Source organism: Bacillus sp. ISL-75 (assembly GCF_018613095.1).
In genome coordinates this window covers 1-17,848 of sequence record NZ_JAGGQX010000072.1, presented here as the reverse complement: position 1 = coordinate 17,848, position 17,848 = coordinate 1, and the positions used below count along the sequence as shown (strand labels likewise).

General features: G+C 37.7%; 20 protein-coding genes, 2 tRNA genes, 2 other RNA genes, 3 pseudogenes and 1 riboswitch. Of the genes and pseudogenes, 26 read left to right on the top strand and 1 reads right to left on the bottom strand.

Going from position 1 to position 17,848, the window contains the following annotated elements; all coding sequences use genetic code 11:
- The 16 genes and pseudogenes from J7E63_RS30645 to ffs all read left to right on the top strand — a co-directional run.
- A partial coding sequence (locus J7E63_RS30645; RefSeq protein WP_374193804.1) for a hypothetical protein occupies positions 1-104 on the top strand: 104 nt, incomplete at its 5' end.
- Between the two features lie 188 nt (positions 105-292).
- A complete protein-coding gene (locus J7E63_RS26070; protein ID WP_215017825.1) occupies positions 293-658 on the top strand; it encodes a Na-translocating system protein MpsC family protein in 366 nt (121 codons plus the stop codon).
- Between the two features lie 96 nt (positions 659-754).
- Positions 755-1,249 (top strand): carbonic anhydrase, encoded by a 495-nt coding sequence (locus J7E63_RS26065; protein ID WP_215017824.1) that lies wholly within the window; start codon positions 755-757, stop codon positions 1,247-1,249.
- Between the two features lie 514 nt (positions 1,250-1,763).
- On the top strand, positions 1,764-2,228 hold the full coding sequence (locus J7E63_RS29885; RefSeq protein WP_251033778.1) for a CBO0543 family protein: 465 nt from the start codon (positions 1,764-1,766) through the stop codon (positions 2,226-2,228).
- A 289-nt stretch (positions 2,229-2,517) separates the two neighbouring features.
- Positions 2,518-2,649: an FbpB family small basic protein gene (locus J7E63_RS26060; RefSeq protein ID WP_251033777.1), complete on the top strand. Its 132-nt coding sequence runs from the start codon at positions 2,518-2,520 to the stop codon at positions 2,647-2,649.
- Between the two features lies 1 nt (position 2,650).
- A pseudogene (locus J7E63_RS26055) lies at positions 2,651-2,859 on the top strand (aldehyde dehydrogenase family protein); the annotation flags it as partial.
- Between the two features lie 118 nt (positions 2,860-2,977).
- Positions 2,978-3,086, top strand: a riboswitch (TPP riboswitch).
- A gap of 95 nt (positions 3,087-3,181) precedes the next feature.
- Positions 3,182-3,844, top strand: coding sequence for a thiazole tautomerase TenI (gene tenI, locus J7E63_RS26050; protein WP_308162024.1), 663 nt, complete (start codon positions 3,182-3,184; stop codon positions 3,842-3,844).
- Positions 3,819-4,958, top strand: a complete 1,140-nt coding sequence (gene thiO, locus J7E63_RS26045) for a glycine oxidase ThiO (protein WP_251033780.1) — start codon at positions 3,819-3,821, stop codon at positions 4,956-4,958. The genes tenI and thiO overlap by 26 nt, the downstream gene beginning before the upstream one ends.
- 10 nt (positions 4,959-4,968) lie before the next feature.
- Entirely contained in the window at positions 4,969-5,172 is a 204-nt protein-coding gene (gene thiS / locus J7E63_RS26040) for a sulfur carrier protein ThiS (protein ID WP_215017821.1), read from the top strand.
- Position 5,173: 1 nt separating this feature from the next.
- Positions 5,174-5,941, top strand: coding sequence for a thiazole synthase (locus J7E63_RS26035; RefSeq protein WP_215007014.1), 768 nt, complete (start codon positions 5,174-5,176; stop codon positions 5,939-5,941).
- Positions 5,938-6,954 (top strand): thiazole biosynthesis adenylyltransferase ThiF, encoded by a 1,017-nt coding sequence (locus tag J7E63_RS26030; RefSeq protein WP_215017820.1) that lies wholly within the window; start codon positions 5,938-5,940, stop codon positions 6,952-6,954. The genes J7E63_RS26035 and J7E63_RS26030 overlap by 4 nt, the downstream gene beginning before the upstream one ends.
- A gap of 85 nt (positions 6,955-7,039) precedes the next feature.
- Complete coding sequence (locus J7E63_RS26025; protein WP_215017819.1) at positions 7,040-7,882, top strand: aldo/keto reductase; 843 nt, start codon at positions 7,040-7,042, stop codon at positions 7,880-7,882.
- Positions 7,883-8,087: 205 nt separating this feature from the next.
- Positions 8,088-8,178 (top strand) — tRNA-Ser (locus tag J7E63_RS26020).
- 9 nt (positions 8,179-8,187) lie between these two features.
- Positions 8,188-8,550: a transfer-messenger RNA gene (ssrA, locus tag J7E63_RS26015) on the top strand.
- A gap of 67 nt (positions 8,551-8,617) precedes the next feature.
- A tRNA-Asn gene (locus J7E63_RS26010) sits at positions 8,618-8,689 on the top strand.
- Positions 8,689-8,774, top strand: an RNA gene (ffs, locus tag J7E63_RS26005) — signal recognition particle sRNA small type. The genes J7E63_RS26010 and ffs overlap by 1 nt, the downstream gene beginning before the upstream one ends.
- A 123-nt stretch (positions 8,775-8,897) precedes the next feature.
- Here the strand turns inward: ffs and J7E63_RS29880 are convergent.
- Positions 8,898-9,002: pseudogene (locus J7E63_RS29880) on the bottom strand (DUF5808 domain-containing protein); the annotation flags it as partial.
- A gap of 106 nt (positions 9,003-9,108) precedes the next feature.
- Here J7E63_RS29880 and J7E63_RS26000 point away from each other — a divergent pair.
- From J7E63_RS26000 to J7E63_RS25955, 10 genes and pseudogenes are all read left to right on the top strand, one after another.
- A complete protein-coding gene (locus tag J7E63_RS26000; RefSeq protein WP_215017818.1) occupies positions 9,109-9,873 on the top strand; it encodes a sulfite exporter TauE/SafE family protein in 765 nt (254 codons plus the stop codon).
- A gap of 316 nt (positions 9,874-10,189) precedes the next feature.
- Positions 10,190-11,002, top strand: coding sequence for a protein phosphatase 2C domain-containing protein (locus J7E63_RS25995; protein WP_215017816.1), 813 nt, complete (start codon positions 10,190-10,192; stop codon positions 11,000-11,002).
- 15 nt (positions 11,003-11,017) lie between these two features.
- Positions 11,018-11,515 carry a peptidoglycan recognition protein family protein gene (locus J7E63_RS25990; protein ID WP_251033776.1) on the top strand — a complete coding sequence of 166 codons (498 nt, stop codon included), beginning with the start codon at positions 11,018-11,020 and terminating at the stop codon, positions 11,513-11,515.
- Positions 11,516-11,555: 40 nt separating this feature from the next.
- Complete coding sequence (locus J7E63_RS25985; RefSeq protein WP_215017814.1) at positions 11,556-12,140, top strand: nucleotidyltransferase family protein; 585 nt, start codon at positions 11,556-11,558, stop codon at positions 12,138-12,140.
- Positions 12,141-12,387: 247 nt separating this feature from the next.
- Positions 12,388-12,870, top strand: a complete 483-nt coding sequence (locus tag J7E63_RS25980; RefSeq protein WP_215017812.1) for a DUF2975 domain-containing protein — start codon at positions 12,388-12,390, stop codon at positions 12,868-12,870.
- Positions 12,871-12,920: 50 nt separating this feature from the next.
- Complete coding sequence (locus J7E63_RS25975; protein ID WP_215017810.1) at positions 12,921-13,409, top strand: DUF2975 domain-containing protein; 489 nt, start codon at positions 12,921-12,923, stop codon at positions 13,407-13,409.
- A 10-nt stretch (positions 13,410-13,419) separates the two neighbouring features.
- Positions 13,420-13,635: a helix-turn-helix domain-containing protein gene (locus J7E63_RS25970; protein WP_215017808.1), complete on the top strand. Its 216-nt coding sequence runs from the start codon at positions 13,420-13,422 to the stop codon at positions 13,633-13,635.
- 287 nt (positions 13,636-13,922) lie between these two features.
- Positions 13,923-16,505 (top strand): phosphoenolpyruvate synthase, encoded by a 2,583-nt coding sequence (gene ppsA, locus J7E63_RS25965; protein ID WP_215017806.1) that lies wholly within the window; start codon positions 13,923-13,925, stop codon positions 16,503-16,505.
- 247 nt (positions 16,506-16,752) lie between these two features.
- Positions 16,753-17,079, top strand: a complete 327-nt coding sequence (locus J7E63_RS25960; protein ID WP_088087210.1) for a YnfA family protein — start codon at positions 16,753-16,755, stop codon at positions 17,077-17,079.
- Positions 17,080-17,616: 537 nt separating this feature from the next.
- A pseudogene (locus J7E63_RS25955) lies at positions 17,617-17,848 on the top strand (IS110 family RNA-guided transposase); the annotation flags it as partial.

Genomic DNA, 17,848 nt, shown 5'->3' with positions numbered 1-17,848 from the left:
AACGGATGCTGGACCACGATCATGCCTTTCATCAAAAAGTGAAAAACGGATGGATTCGGCTTGCGTCCATTGATCCGGAAGGACACTGGGAGAGTTGGTCTTAACCTCTTTCCCGGTTTATATATATGTCCTTGTGTGAAGGCTGCTTTTCTTTCCGGCGCTTTTGTAGCAATGGAACAAAACTTTCCGAAAGAAAGTCGTCACATGGGCGGAAAAGATTGTTTTTTAGAATATTATAGGCAATATTTGGCCATCTATGAATGTAACTATGAAAAAAGGAAAAGGAATCGGTATGGAAAAAACAAAAGGAACACTTGAAGCTGAAATAAGCAAAGCTTTAACACATTGGGAGAAAAATTATCTTGGACGAGGCTCCGTATCTGTTAAATCGGATATCTTACGGGATATGGTGATTGTAATACTCCGCGGTATACTAACTGCTGCTGAATATACAGTATGTCTGGATAAAGAAGGATTGTTATCAGTAAAAGAACATCGCAACAGTTTAGTGGAATCCGGTCTGGATGATTTAAAAGAAATTATCTTAACGATAACAGGGGAAGAAGTAGTAAGTTTTCACACCGATATTAGTACACAAACTGGAGAACGAGTAATGGTCTTTAAGCTTTCCAGTGACCTGCAAAGCAAATTATGTTAAAAACAAAAGGATATGTTCGGACTCGCATTTTTCATATAAGAAAGAGTCAGGAAACTTATTTGGAACAAAATTCAAAACATTTATGGGGTGAATTTGATGTCTAGAGATGAAAAGAAAAAAGTACTATATGTGATTGGAATGGAGCAGAAATTAGAACGATTCATTAAAGAAGAAACCAATGTCAATCCGGAAAACATGATCATCTTACAAACATATCAGCCAGTCGTTTCACACCCCTTCGACGATTTAATGAGGGACATCATTATTGCTGTGTATCAGGATAATGTTGAGGAAATCGTTTTGGTCTCCACAAATGATTATCAAAAGAATACTGGGGATATACTGAACAAAATATATAAAAACAAAGAATTACAGGACAAGATTCAAACATTAGATTATCTTTATAAAAATTGCATGCCGGAATTTCCTGAGGGTACGGTAAGTGTATGGCTACAGGGAGGCAAAACTTTAACGGATAGCGTACAAAAAACTGTCAACATCATACGCAATCATCCGCTGCTGCCGTCACAAGTTAAGGTCAAAGAATTATATATTGATCAGGGGAATGAAAAGCTATCAGAAATTGTCTAAGAAACTATTGCTTATGTATATAATGAAATAAAAGTCTTAATTCCTCCAATTATAGGGATTAAGACTTTTTGTTTTGTATTTTAATTATTGTTACAGTAATTAAACTATTATTGAATTTATTTTGATAGCCAGCTGCTCATACTAACTCATGTGCCTTTTTCACGAATACAGAGGTCTGAATGTATCGACCATAACAGCAAGTTCCTGTGTTTCTTTTTTCCTATACTTGCTTCAATTTTTCCTGGATGTGTAGACCGCTTGGATTGGACAAACAATGATGGATTTACTATAAGTACCAATAAAAGTTTTTTGGATATTGAAGTAATACATAATTTCCTTAGTAACGATTCTTATTGGGTAAAGGGAATTGCTAAAGAATTAGTAGAAGCATCAATCGGGCGCTTTTCCGGAAAGCATTTTTTTTAATGGGTTTTATGCAAATGATAAAATCTTTTATCTTTACTTTGGTTATACTCATTGATAAGCAAAGTAAAGATAGGGGACTATTTTATCTATGGAAAGAATAATATTGTGGTCACTGCTCATAATCGGGATAACCCTATTGTTTTCTAGTTTAAGAAAACCACCAATCAAAAATTGGATTTTAATTTTTTCAGTGGCCTCTTGTTTTTCAACGTTTTTTGGTGTTCTTGTTGTAGAAGAGAAAATGCTCGAATATCCAGTGAGATTTTTAAGTAACTATTTTAGTTCCAGCCTTCTTTATGAAAATCTTCTATTTCCAGTTGTTTGTATTTACTTTTATCAAACGACTTATCGTTCAAGATATCTCAACATTGTTCTACAATGTATTTTGTACACCACTGTTTTAACGATAATTGAGTTTTTTTTTGAAAGATATACCGAATTAATTAAATACCATACATGGACATGGATATACACATTTATAAGCACCTTCCTTCTAATGATGTTCATCCGTTTCCTTATGCAATTGATAAACAGGAATGAAAGATATATTTAAGGAAGAATAGGGCGCAAGAATTGAACAATGATGGACTGTTTCAACAGTCCATTTTTCTTGGTCTTTAATCAGTTAAATGGCAGGTTTGTTCAATAAGAAAGTAGAATATTATGGGTTAATTTGCGGGTGTATTATATATTCATCTTTAATTTATATAATTATGCTAGTCGGTAATTAATTAGGAAAAATAATATTCTAATTAATTTTTCTATTATTTTTAACTAACAGAATTGTTTTATTATTCAGATATGTTATAATAGACCGATCTAAAAAAGAAAAGAGTGTTATAATGCGTAAGCATAAAAAATCATTTGAAGAGTTAATAAAAGAGAATAAGCAAGAATTACTTAAAGATAAACAAGCAATCGAAAAAATTGAAAAGCGTATAGAAAAACGCCATGAGGTTAAAAAGCTAGCTTAATATAGCTAGTTTTTTTATGGCAAGCGAAGCTGTTCGAAAAATTACTTTTACCGGTTCAACAGAGGTAGGTAAGGTACTTGTGAAACAATCTGCAGATACACTTAAGTGTGTTTCAATGGAGATGGGAGGTCATGCACCATTTATATATTTGATGATGCCGACATTGATTTAGCAGTTGAAGGGGCGATAAAAAGTAAATTTACTTCAGCAATCTAACAGACAAGTATGCACGTTCAATTTTGAAAAAGAAAAACATTTGACATTTCTGCCTGAAGTGTTAACATTATCCATGCAGGGAAATCATTACATGACAATTAAATAAATGACGCAATTCCGCTAGAGGTGCCTTTTTAAAGGGCTGAGATTGAAGTACTACTTCGGGACTCTATGAACCTGATCTGGGTAATACCAGCGTAGGGAAGTGGAAAACGGGATATTTGAAGAACGTATGTTTCTATTTCGAATTTTCGACCACTTTCTTACCTAAAGAAAGTGGTTTTTTGTTTTTCACTTTAGGCCTTCGAACTTCGGAATCTGCTTAAAAGGGGGAACGGGTATTTCAACTAGTGTAAAAGATAAAGAGTTACATATTATCTCCAATGGGAGAATGCCAATCGAACAGTTATGTGAAATTGTAAGCGAAATTCATCCATATATAACCGCGATTCATTTGCGGGAAAAACAAAAAACAGCCAAGGAACTTTTCCAAGCCGTCCAACGGTTAACAAATGAAAACATCCCACTATCAAAGATTATCATTAATGACCGAGTCGATGTTGCCTACGTTACAAGGGCTAGAGGAGTTCAATTAGCCTTCCATAGTTTAGATGCAGCGCTTGTGAAAGAAAATTTTCCTCAGCTTTTGCTCGGGAACTCCATCCACTCCTACGAGGAAGGACAACAAGCAAAAGAGAATGGTGCTGATTACGTGCTATATGGCCATGTCTTTCCTTCACAATCAAAACCGGGTAAGACCCCAAAAGGACTAGAGGAATTAGCAAGGCTCACCCAATTAGACATCCCGGTAATAGCCATCGGCGGGATCACACCTGAAAATACGGGGCAGGTACTTCAAGCAGGGTCAAAAGGGATCGCAGTCATGTCAGGAGTTTTAGATGCTCACGATCCATTAGCAGCAGTTAAGGCTTACCTAAATGTATTAAATGGAGATGAACAAAGTGGAAAATTCATTTGATGTGGCCATTATCGGAGGAGGAATTATCGGGTCCTCGATTGCCTATCAGCTCGCAAAAAGGGGAAGAAAAGTCGTCATAATTGAGAAGGAACGAGTCGCTTGCCAAGCGTCCAGTGCGGCTGCCGGAATGTTAGCAGCACAAGCAGAGCTTGAACAAGACGGTCCTTTATTCCAGCTAGCTTTAAAAAGTCAAGCGATGTTTTCAACGCTCGCAAGTGAGTTATTTGAATATACGGGAATTGATATTGAGTATGTGAATAAAGGAATGGTGAAAATTGCCGAAACCGAAGAAATAGCGATTGAAGTAAAAAAACAAGTCACCTTCCAAAAAAAATGGGATCCAACAATAACCTGGCTCGATGCAACGGAAGTTTGTGTGCTGGAACCATCTCTTTCACCAAGTGTAGCTGGAGGGATGTATCTCCCTCAGGATGGGCATGTGCAACCAGCAAAGTTAACACAAGCCTTTGTAAAGTCCGCGGAACATTTTGGTGCCAAAATATATGAAGAGACGGAGGTTCTGTCTTTTGTCTATGAAAACGGTCAAGTTAAAGGGGTAACCACCAGCAAGGGCGTCATCCATTGTGAACAGGTGGTTGTTGCCACTGGAGCTTGGGCGGCGAAATTAATGCAAGAATCAGGAATCGATATTCCTGTGTATCCGGTTAAAGGAGAATGCTTTTCGATTAGAACAGAAAAGCCGATCATCAACGCGACCATTTTCTCCGACAAACGTTGTTATTTAGTACCCAAACGAAATGGGGAAATTTATATAGGTGCGACTGTGATTGAAAATACCTTTGATACTAAGGTAACTCCTGAGGGGATTGCTACATTGATTGAAAGAGCGACTCAATTAGTTCCACAGATTAAGGAGGCAGCATGGGAGCGGGTATGGGCTGGAGTCAGACCGCAGACAGGCGATGGAATCCCATATATGGGCGAACATCCAAGCTGGCGTGGGTTGTTCGTGGCAGCAGGCCATTTTCGAAATGGGATTTTATTAAGCCCGATTACAGGGGAACTAGTTGCGGACCTAGTGTCAGGTAGATTACTAGATCAGGAACTACTCTCTGCTTTTCACCTAGAACGGCACAAAGAAACGGTTAGTTAGGAGGAAAACCATGGAGGTAGTAGTAAATGGCGAGTGGATCCAATTACCAGACCATATCGTATCTGTTTCAGATGTTCTCAATCATTATGACATCCAAGATAAGGTCGTTGTTGTGGAAGTAAACGGTGAAATATTAACCAGGTTAGAGCACCAAAGTACGAGAATATCAGATAAAGATCGAATCGAAATAGTCCATTTTGTAGGAGGCGGTTGACATGTTAAAAATAGGTTCATTATCCTTTCAATCTCGTTTGTTACTTGGTACGGGAAAGTATCCAAGCTTTGAAATCCAAAAGGCAGCAGTGGAAGTGTCGAAAGCTGAAATCCTCACGTTTGCGGTGAGACGTATGAATATTTTTGAACCAAGCCAGCCCAATTTTTTAGAACAGCTCGACACTCAAAAATATAAGCTTCTGCCTAATACTGCTGGAGCAAAAACAGCCGCAGAGGCGGTCCGGATCGCAAAACTAGCGAAAGCTTCAGGACTATGCGATATGATTAAAGTGGAAGTGATTGGCTGCGATCATACCTTGCTTCCTGACCCGATTGAAACCCTTAAAGCAACGGAAGAATTAGTGAAAGAAGGATTTATTGTCCTCCCCTATACATCCGATGACGTGGTTTTAGCTCGAAAGCTCCAAGAAGTGGGCTGTCATGCGGTCATGCCAGGGGCCTCGCCAATTGGTTCCGGTCAAGGGATCATCAATCCTGTTAACCTAGGCTTTATTATCGAGCAAGCTGTCGTACCTGTGATTGTGGATGCTGGTATTGGCTCCCCAGCTGATGCAGCATTGGCAATGGAATTAGGAGCTGATGGGGTGTTATTAAATACGGCTGTTTCAGCAGCAAACGATCCCGTCAAAATGGCTCGAGCCATGAGTTTAGCGATCGAAGCGGGACGATTAGGCTTTGAAGCCGGCCGAATCGAGAAAAAGAGATATGCGACAGCAAGCAGTCCCAAGGAAGGAATGAGTATCGGGTGAATCGTTACTCACGACAAGAACTATTTTCACCGATTGGGAAAGACGGGCAGCAGCTAATTTCTACGAAACATGTACTCATCATCGGAATGGGAGCACTCGGTTCAGGAAGTGCCGAGGCACTTGTCCGTGCTGGAGTAGGGAAACTAACCATTGTGGATCGTGATTATGTCGAATGGTCGAATTTACAGCGACAGCAGCTCTATGCTGAAGAAGATGCCAAAAACCGAATTCCCAAAGTCATCGCAGCCCAAAACCGCTTAACAGCGATTAACTCTTCGGTGCTGATTGAAGCAATCATTGGTGATGCCTCCGTCACCGAGCTTCTTGACTGGGCTCAAAATGTGGATCTGATGATTGATGCAACCGATAATTTCGAAACAAGAATGATCATGAATGATGTAGCACAAAAGGTGGGCATCCCTTGGATTTATGGGGCATGCGTGGGAAGCTACGGAATATCCTACACGATTATTCCAGAAAAAACACCTTGCCTTTCTTGTTTACTTGAAACCGTTCCGCTAGGCGGATTAACCTGTGACACAGCTGGAATTATAAGTCCAGCTGTGAACATGGTCGTTGCGTATCAAATAAGTGAAGCCTTGAAAATTTTGGTCGGGGATGCGGATTCGCTGCGGAACAAACTCGTGTCTTTTGACTTGTGGAAAAATCAACATAGTACGATCCAGGTAGATAAATTGAAAAAAGAAGATTGTCCAACCTGTGGGAAAGAACGATCCTTCCCCTATTTAGCTTTTGAAAATCAAACCAAGACAGCTGTCCTCTGTGGAAGAGATTCTGTTCAGATACGTCCTGCGCTTCCCGCCTTGCGTGACTTAGTAGCGTTAGAAAAATTATTGGCCAATCAAGGGGGAACAGTACAGCGAAATCCGTATCTATTATCTTATACAGTGGATCCGCACCGATTAGTCATTTTTAAAGACGGAAGGGTGTTAGTCCACGGAACCAAGGATATTTCCGAAGCAAAGGCACTATACCATCGATACTTAGGGTAATGACAACCACTTGCGATGAAGTCTTTCCATGAAATGTTACCAAAATTATGCTATGCTTAATTATTATGGAAAGGAGTGATTAGTGGTGGATAAATCAATTCCAGAAATTACACTTAATGATGGGCTTACTTTGCCAGTGATCGGTTTGGGTACATATAAGCTAAGAGGGAATGATGGTGTTCATTCCATCTTAAGCGCAATTGATATGGGGTATAGACTAATAGATTCTGCTTATAACTATGAAAACGAAGGCACGGTTGGTGAGGCTGTTAGACGCAGTTCAGTTCCAAGAGAAAAATTAAAAATTACATCGAAATTGCCCGGTCGCTATCAAACCTATGGCAGGGCGGTTGCGACCATTCAAGAATCGTTATTTCGGGCAAATCTAGATTATTATGATTTATATCTCATTCATTGGCCAAATCCTAAACAGGACATATACGTGGAAGCTTGGGAAGCATTAATTGATGCTAAAAAATGGGGGCTTATTCGTTCGATCGGCGTCTGTAATTTCTTACCTGAACATATAGAGCGTTTAGAAAAAGAAACAGGTGTGAAACCTAGCCTTAACCAAATCGAATTACACCCATTATTCAATCAAGCACCACAAAGAAAATGGCATGAAGAAAATAACATTGCAACGGAATCCTGGAGCCCAATAGCTCGAGCAAATAAAGTTTTACAAAATGATGCCATTCAACAGATTGCCGATCATCATAACAAGTCTATTTCACAAATTATTTTACGTTGGCACTATCAACTTGGGGCGATTGCCATTCCTAAATCATCATCTCCTGCAAGGCAGCTTGAAAATATATCTATTTTTGACTTCTCCCTAGATGAAATAGAAATGAGTATCATATCAGGATTAACTCGCTCTGACGGCAGAATCAACAACCAAGATCCTGCAGAATACGAAGAATTTTAAACCAAATGAACTTGCGGCCTCATCCAATCATAAGAGAGGCCTTATTTGTTTTAATGCAAATATTCTAATATAAGTTAACCATAAAGTTTTAATGATATAACCGGGACTTTTGAACTACCAAATTTTACAGCTATCATCCATTTGGTAGACATGATATATTTCTCTTGTAAGTTCTTAACGGAACTAACGCGTAAGCTTTTATTACAGAGAAGTACTCAAGTGGCTGAAGAGGCGCCCCTGCTAAGGGTGTAGGTCGGGTAACCGGCGCGAGGGTTCAAATCCCTTCTTCTCTGCCATTATATTATGGGGATGTCATAGTATCGACAGGGATAGTTTGAGCTTATATGGCGAGTCGAGGGAATCGTCCTCGTTAAAACGATAAAGCCTAATAACTGGCAAACAAAACAACAACTTCGCTTTCGCTGCCTAATAACAGACGATAGCGGTTCCTCTCTCCATCGTCCATGTGGTAGGGTAAGGGACTCATGTTAAGTGGACTACGCCGAATTCCAACGTCTGAGGATGAAGGAAGAGACTAACCAGACTAGCTGCTTCAATGCCTGTCAGTAGGCTAACGAAGTAAGTGAAATCAATTCTACTGACTACACTCGTAGAAGTATAAGTGCCAATATCTTTGCACACGGGTTCAACTCCCGTCATTTCCACTAAGCAACAAAAAACATCTTGAATTAGATTCATCATCCGATGATCATGTAAATAGGAAGTTAGTATTTTTCCGCAGTAGCTCAGTGGTAGAGCTATCGGCTGTTAACCGATCGGTCGTAGGTTCGAGTCCTACCTGCGGAGTCATAGTCCAACAAAGACGCTAGGAAACGGGTCAGGGCGGGAACGCAGCAGCCATAACTAGTGAAATTGTGTGGGCTATTACATAGGGCAAAACAAAATCGCTAAAAGTCACCTCCAATAACGGATGTGACTTTTTTTATTTCTAAGTAATTTATCCTTATAAAAAACGAAACACTATGATTGTTACTAATGGTACTAAGACGATGAACTAACCGATAGAGTTGCCAAAATTAAGGGTCCAGCCAACGCCGAATCTCTTTTCAACAAAGATGGAGGGATCATTTCTATTGAAATAAAATATGCTTTTGAAATAACCGGTAACAAACTCTCAGATCTAATAAATATTTAGTTATTTACAAGATTCATATAAATGTATATAATCCCTATATAAATACTTGGAATTGATTGGGCGTGAGCATATGAGTATAGGGATTACATTGATGGGTTTACTTGTAGGTTTTTTGGTAGGGTTAACTGGTGTAGGAGGAGCAGCACTGCTAACCCCCGTATTAATTCTAATAGGGGTTAATCCTTCAATTGCTGTTGGTACAGACCTTGTATATAACTCAATTACGAAATTCTTCGGACTTTTTCAACATTGGAGACAAAAAACAGTCAATTTACAGATGGTTAAGTTATTAGCGATAGGAAGTATTCCTAGTGCGGTGGTAGCGATTGGTTCCCTTCATTATTTTGAAGCTTATTACCATAATCAAGAACAGATTATTAGGCATTCCCTCGGATACATCCTGATAGCTGTTTCACTAGCTATCATTATCAGAACCTTTGTGGAGAAAAAATTAAGACCGAATCGTTGGCAATTAAAACCTTTGAAAGAAAAGAAAATGCTAACCATTTTAATTGGCTGCCTTTTTGGGTTTATTGTCGGATTAACTTCTCTAGGCTCAGGTTCATTATTCGCTGTGGCAATGATTTATCTGTATCAAATGAAGACTTCAGAGATGGTTGGTACTGATATTACTCATGCGTTTCTTTTGGTAACCGTTGCAGGATTGCTTCATATTGGTTATGGAAATGTTAACTATATGCTAGTTGGTAATTTACTCATTGGCTCCATTCCAGGCGTATTAATCGGCAGCAGCATTTCTGCTAAGGTCCCGACAAGACCATTAAGAACGGTTGTTGCTGTATTGATCTTTGTAAGTGGACTAAAGCTAATCTAGGATTTGCGAAGAAAAACTAAAATGAAATTTTAAGAGAAAGTCAGCATATATATAAAGTGTACCCGGTGTAAGGGGAATTCTAAAAAAGGTTATGCCACATGGAGAAGATGATTTCTGTATTCAACGAGAACACTGAAAAAGTCCAATATTTATAAAAGGCAGTTGAAAGTTCAATTGAATCGAACTTTCAACTGCCTTTTTATTATTTAAAGAAACAGAAAATTAAAAACAATAAATTTTCTCATTAAATCATAGAATGACTTTATATAATTAATCGATTTTCTGTTGATTTTGAAAAAAAGAAGGTGGACAACCAATGAAAGTTGAGTCTTTTTTATGTGCTGCCCCTCATAAAAGTGTAAGTGAAGATTCAATCGTATTAAATGAAAAGATAAATGTCTATGGGGTTTTTGATGGGGCAACTCCATTATTGCCATTCATAGATGAAAACGGAATGAACGGTGCATATTTAGCATCAAATATATTTAAAGATTATTTCTTTAGACTCTACCGAACGAACCTTTCATTAGTTGAAGGAATCATGGCTGCTAATAGAATGTTGAGAGCACACATGAAAAAATACAAGGTGAATCAGGAAAAATATGAAAATCTTTGGTCAACATGTGCTGCAATTATAAAGATTGAAAAAGACGGAAAGATTTCTTATGCTCAGCTTGGTGATTGTATGATCATTGCTGAGTATCAAAACGGAACCATAAAAGCCTTAACAAGGGATACCGTAAAAGGTATAAGTTATAGAGCGAAAGCATGGCGTGAGGAACTAAGAAAGCAGGGACTTATAATTCCAGTTGAGGAGTATTATCAGGATCGTACTCAACAGCTTATCTTTAATCGTTCATTAGCTAATAAGGAATATGGTTACTCTGTAGCTAATGGAAAAAAAGAAGTTTTTAATTTTATTCAGCATGGTCAAGTAAATATCAGTGAAATCAAAACATTATTAATGATAACAGATGGCCTTTTTCATCCAAACTATTCAATTGAAGAAACATTTAAAAAGATACATACAATCGGTTTACAAGTATATTCTAGTGTCCTAGAACAATATGAGAAAAGGAATAATCTTCGTTCAGATGATAAGACGGGGATCTTGATTAAGCTTATGTGATGAGGAGAAGTCTACATGAAAGTAGAACCGGGAATGATTAAAGATATTAATTTATCGTTTAAAGAACCGCTTATTGCTTTAAAAGATGTCATGTACATCATTGTACACCATACAGAAGAAATAGGTTGGGATATTAAAAAGACGCATAGGTTTCATCGGGATCATCGTCGATGGAGTGGAATAGGATACAATTTTTTTATTGAGGAAAATGGTGAAATTATTAAAGGAAGAGGATACCATGTTGGAGCACACGCATCTTCATTTAATGAAAAATCAATAGGTATTTGTTTAGCTGGAAATTTTGATATTCATACCCCATCAATAGAGCAGCAAAAATCATTGAGTAAACTATGCATTTTCCTAATACAACAATTTAATTTATCAACTACTCACATTCTGGGACATCGTGAATTAAAAGGGGTCACAAAAAGTTGTCCAGGTAAAAACTTTAATATGGGCCAATTCAGAGAATCTATTAAGATGCAGTGGCCAAATTATAAAGATAATGAGTGAAGTTCAAACAAGACACATTATAGATAGAGGAGGACATAAAATGGAAGCAATCGTCTTAGCTGCTGGATATTCCAGCCGAGCGAATGCATTTAAAATGACTTTGCCACTGGGGCAAATGACCGTGTTGGAGCAAACGATATCTAAATTTGAAGGATTATGCAGCAGCGTCATCGTCGTAGCTGGGTTTCAAGCGGAACTCATCCAAGAGGAAATGGTAAAAATCAACAATAAAAATGCCTATTCATTTCAGATCAAGTTTGTTCATAATGAAGACTTTAACCAAGGAATGTTTAGTTCCATTCAAAAGGGCTGTAACGAAGTAACTGAATCAAGCTTCTTTATAACACCCGGAGATTGTCCGCTTGTTAAGAAAGAGACCGTTCAGCTAATAGCAGAACACAAAGGGAACGTCGTTATTCCCAGCTTTCATTATAAAGGCGGTCATCCCATCAAATTATCAAGCGAAGTGAAACAGAAAATTCTCGAAACCAATCCAGAAAGCAATTTGCGTGTGGTCCTGGGCGGTTTCGAAAAAATATACATAAATGTAGATGACCCGGGAGTAATAATGGATGTTGATACGCCGGAGGATTTCCAAAAAGCCATTGATTATTATAAAGGATGATATATTTCGATACAGAATCTAGATTTGATACCTTTAAATGAATTAAAATTATTTTTTATTGAGTAATGTATAAATTTTATAGTTTAAGTTTCTAGAGCATTTCTTTGTATTAGAAATGCTTTTTAACTTTGTCTAAAATTAAAAATTGTTTTACAACAAAAATATAATTAAAAGTAATAAAAAATTATTGAAAAACGATAATAACTGTATTAAAATTCAATTAACAATAAATTTGAGAGGTGCTTTTATGAAAAGAGGAACAACATTATTTTTAAAGATAGCTGATATTCTTATTGGAATTCCGGTTCTTGCTTTGTGTATCTTTTTGGTGCCTGAGATTGGGAATGTTGCAGCAAAATTGCTTCCAGAGTTTGCTTATATAAAATATCTTGTTTCCATCGTTTTTTATGCATCGGCGATTCCTTTTTACTTTGCTTTGTATCAGGCTTTCAAACTATTACGCTATATTGACAAAAATAAAGCATTCTCACAAATTTCTGTAATAGCTTTAAAGAAAATCAAACACTGTGCCATCACAATCAGTATCTTACATGTGCTAGTCTTGCCGCTCTTCTATCTCTTTGCGGAGAAAGACGACGCTCCAGGAGTCATCTTTGTCGGATTGGTTGTACCTTTTGCTTCCATGGTGATTGCAGTTTTTGCTGCTGTTCTCCAAAAGCTTTTAAAAGAAGCAATTGATATAAAATCAGACAATGATTTAACGGTATGAGGTGGAGAACATAGTGTTATAATTAAACAATTATTGGTGAGGTGTTTTCTATGAAGCGAGGGGCAACGTTTTTCCTAAAAGGAGTTATTCTTCTTATTGGAATTGTGGCACTTGTTTTGTGTATATTTTTGGTGCCTGAGATAGCCAGTAGAGATGCAAACGCGCATCCAGAGACTGCTTACTTGCAATATCCCTTTTTACTATCTGCTTATTTATTGTCAATTCCATTTTTCATCGCGTTGTATAAAGGATTTAAACTTTTAATTTACATTGATAAGAACAAGACTTTCACGGAATTATCTGTTAGAGCTTTGAAGGTTATCAAACGCTGTGCCATCACCATCAGTGCCTTTATTGTAGCTGGAATAATATCTGTAGTTATATTGAGTGCAGGTAAAGGTGAAGACATAACAGGTTTTATAAGCTTGGGATTTATGCTCACTTTTGCTTCAAGCGTAATCGCAACCTTTGCTGGTATCCTCCAAAGGCTTGTAAATGAAGTTGTGGAAATAAAATCTGAAAATGATTTAATAGTGTGAGGTGGATAACTTGGCAATTATAATCAATATTGATGTGATGCTGGCTAAAAGGAAAATGAGCGTGACTGAACTTTCGGAGAGGGTTGGGATTACAATGGCGAACCTTTCCATTCTGAAAAACGGGAAAGCAAAAGCGATTCGTTTTTCAACATTAGAAGCGATATGTAAGGCTTTGGGTTGTCAACCTGGAGATATTTTAGAGTACAAAAGCGATGAAGATACTTAAAAATACTTGGAAAATACGGATTGATTATGATCTGTTTGCCGGTACGGATATTTTTTAAAGAAAGCCCCTCTAATTAACTCTGAGGGGCTCTTATGGCTAGCTGTTTTTTTGAAAATTGAACTCTTCCTAACTTAATTATAGCAGATAAAAAATGGTCAATATAGACTTTTTATTCTCATTTTCTACTGATAAAATGCAATAGAACTTTAATGAGATTTGTTGGAGGGAAAAATATTTCAAGATCTGTTCGAAACCAAAAGAAATATAATGGGTAGGAGAGATGTAGAATGGGTTCTTTGGTTCTCAGTTTTCAGGAAATGGAAAAAACACAGCTTTTACTCGTAGGCGGAAAAGGGTTAAATTTAGGGGAATTATCAAAAATTCAAGGAATACAAGTACCAGAAGGATTTTGTGTTACAACAGTGGGATATCAAAAAGCCATCGAACAAAACGACACGTTTCAATCATTGTTGGATCAACTAACCATGCTAAAAGTAGAGGATCGAGATCAAATTGGTGAAATCAGCAGGAAGATTCGACAACTCATTATAGAAGTAGAAATTCCTTCCGATGTTGCGTGCGCAGTTGCTCACTATCTCTCCCAGTTTGGCGATGAACATGCTTATGCCGTGCGTTCTAGTGCGACCGCCGAAGATTTACCATATGCCTCTTTTGCCGGTCAACAAGACACCTATTTAAATATCATCGGAAAAGCAGCAATCTTGCAGCATATCAGAAAATGCTGGGCTTCTCTATTTACGGATCGAGCGGTAATCTACCGAATGCAAAATAGATTTGACCACAGACAAGTTTATATCTCCGTTATCGTTCAAAGGATGGTTTTCCCACAGGCTTCAGGGATTTTATTTACCGCTGATCCGATTACCTCTAACCGAAAGTTACTATCAATCGATGCCAGTTTTGGGCTTGGAGAAGCACTGGTCTCTGGCTTGGTAAATGCCGATTGTTATAAAGTTCAGGAAGATAAAATCGTCGATAAGATGATAGCAGCCAAAAAATTGGCTATCTATGGACTAAAAGAAGGCGGAACAGAGACCCAGCAGATCGATCCCGATCAGCAAAAGACTCAAACACTTACTGACCAACAAATTTTACAACTAGCACGTATAGGAAGACAAATCGAAGCTTGTTTTGGATACCCACAAGATATTGAATGGTGTTTGGTTGATGATACATTTTTTATTGTACAGAGTCGGCCAATCACTACGCTTTTCCCCATCCCTGAAGCGAATGATCAAGAAAATCACGTCTATGTATCTGTCGGTCATCAACAAATGATGACCGATCCCATAAAACCACTGGGATTGTCTTTTTACCTGTTAACAACTCCAGCACCCATGAGTAAAGCTGGTGGAAGGTTGTTTGTTGATGTCACACATATGCTAAAAACGATAATAGATACCCTGGGACACCACGATCCGCTCATAAAAGACGCACTCATGACCGTTGTAGAGCGAGGAGATTTTATAAAATCGTTACCAAACGATAAAAAAGCACCAAGTCCCAGCAGAAACAATACAGATATGCTGGCAGAAATCGATAACAATCCGACAATTGTGGCTGATTTGATTAAGAGTAGTCAAACTTCTATCAAAGAGTTAAAACAAATCATCCAAACGAAATCAGGACTGGATTTATTTGATTTTATCCTGGAAGATCTCCAGCAATTAAAGAAGATTTTATTTGACCCGCAAAGTTCGAGAGTGATTATGGCTGCTATGAATGCTTCATCATGGATCAATGAGAAAATGAACACGTGGTTAGGAGAAAAAAACGCAGCAGATACGCTTTCTCTATCTGTACCAAACAATATTACATCAGAAATGGGCTTGGCGCTAATGGATGTCGCAGATGTGATTCGTCCTTATCCAGAAGTAATTAATTATTTACAGCATGTAAAAGATGATAACTATTTGGATGAACTGGTTAAGTTTGAGGGTGGACAGGAAACCCAAGACGCAATAATAGCATATCTCAACAAATACGGAATGCGATGTGCCGGAGAAATCGATATGACTAAACCTCGTTGGAGTGAAAAACCAACTACACTTGTCCCCATGATTCTGGGTAATATCAAAGAATTTGAGCCTAATTCCAGCATGCGGAAATTTGAGCATGGGCGGCGTGTTGCTTTGAAAAAAGAACAAGAGTTATTAGACCGATTGAAGCAATTACCTGATGGTGAACAAAAAGCCAAAGAGACAAAACGAATGATCAGCCTCATACGGAATTTCAGCGGCTATCGTGAGTATCCAAAATATGGCATGATTAAACGATACTTCGTTTATAAGCAGGCTTTATTGAAAGAAGCGGAACAACTCGTACAGACATGCGTTATTCATGAAAAAGAAGATATATACTATCTCACGTTTGAAGAACTTCACGAGGTCGTCCGTACTAACAAACTGGATGACCAGATTATCAGCAAACGAAAAGACGAGTACAAATTATTTGAAAAACTAACGCCCCCACGTGTGATGACGTCGGATGGTGAAATCATTTCGGGTGAGTACAAACGAGAAAATCTCCCAGCCGAAGCGATTGTAGGTCTGCCTGTTTCTTCGGGAGTAATAGAGGGACGAGCACGAGTCATCTTAAACATGGAAGATGCTGATTTAGAAGATGGAGATATATTAGTCACCTCCTTTACTGATCCTGGCTGGACACCATTATTTGTATCGATAAAAGGTCTAGTTACTGAAGTTGGTGGACTGATGACCCATGGAGCAGTTATCGCACGTGAATATGGCTTACCAGCAGTTGTCGGTGTGGAAAATGCTACCAAACTGATAAGAGACGGGCAACGAATTCGCGTGCATGGAACAGAAGGGTATATTGAAATATTGTAATTACTGAATACCTTACAGTATGAAAGATGTTATATTGAAATTCTTACCATTTGTTATAGAATTATCATTTTTATGTTTTAAGGTTTTTTGTTCAACTAATGAGGGCGATACTTCAAGATGAAGGTCGCTTTTTTCTTTTTCCACAGAATATATTGTGAAATGTTGTACTTAATGTAACGAAGCCAGGATAATTGAATAAGAGTACGTTTTACTTTGAATATTGATTAATGGATAGGAAGTGGTCTGAATTTTTAATGCAATTGTTTTGTTTATTCTTGCAGGATTAGCTGAAATTGGCGGAGGTTATTTAATTTGGTTGTGGTTAAGAGAAAGTAAGCCAGTTTATTGGGGAATAAGTGGAGGGATAGCATTAGCTTTATACGGTATAATAGCTACATTTCAAACCTTTCCATCATTCGGTAGAGTATACGCTGCGTATGGTGGAGTGTTTATAGTGCTATCTGTTTTATGGGGATGGGGCATAGATAAAAAAACACCTGATTTATATGATTGGGTGGGTGCAGGAATATGTTTAATTGGTGCTTCGGTAATCTTGTTTGCACCACGTCAATAAATTTCTTATTAAAGTAACAGTACAAGAGTTGAAGATTAGCTGCCATAATGGTGGCTTTCTTATTGCTAACGTACGCTGTTATATACAGGATGATCTTCCAACGTATTAAACGTAAACAAAGATACGAAAAATTTCAGTTTTCTATCTTTGTAGAAGCATTATCTACAGTAAGTAGTTATAGTTTTTAACGTTAACAAACATAGCACCTTACTTGGAGGGTGGTTATGATAGGCTTGGCTCCTTGATGAAACAACTGCTTCAGCCTTTCAAGACAAATCATACCCATATTGTTTCTGGCAATTAATTGATGTATGTTTTGGTAGTATGTTTATTGATATTGCGATTTATTTCTTCAAAGAGAAACTGTATAGTTGCTAATATTTATACATATTTCTGAAGCAGTGCTTACTATACTAGCGGGGCAGTTTAGCATTCCTGTAGATCGTTAAATATCAGGTTTGAAAAAAATAAAGCCCCTCAGTAAGATATGAGTATAGACACCACTCTAACTCAGACTCTTAAGGAGGAAGCCCTACTATGAATTTTAAAATGCAAGACAAACAAAATCAACTAATAGAAAGAATTTCCGATACACATCTTATTGTTGGTGTAGATATTGCTCAACAACTACACGTTGCAAGAGCAGTTAACTTCCGTGGAATTGTAGTTGGAGACCCTATTACATTTGAAAATAATGAAGAGGGGTTCGTTAAACTATTAAACTGGATTCATGATTTAAAAAGATTAAAAAACTTAGATGCAGCAATAG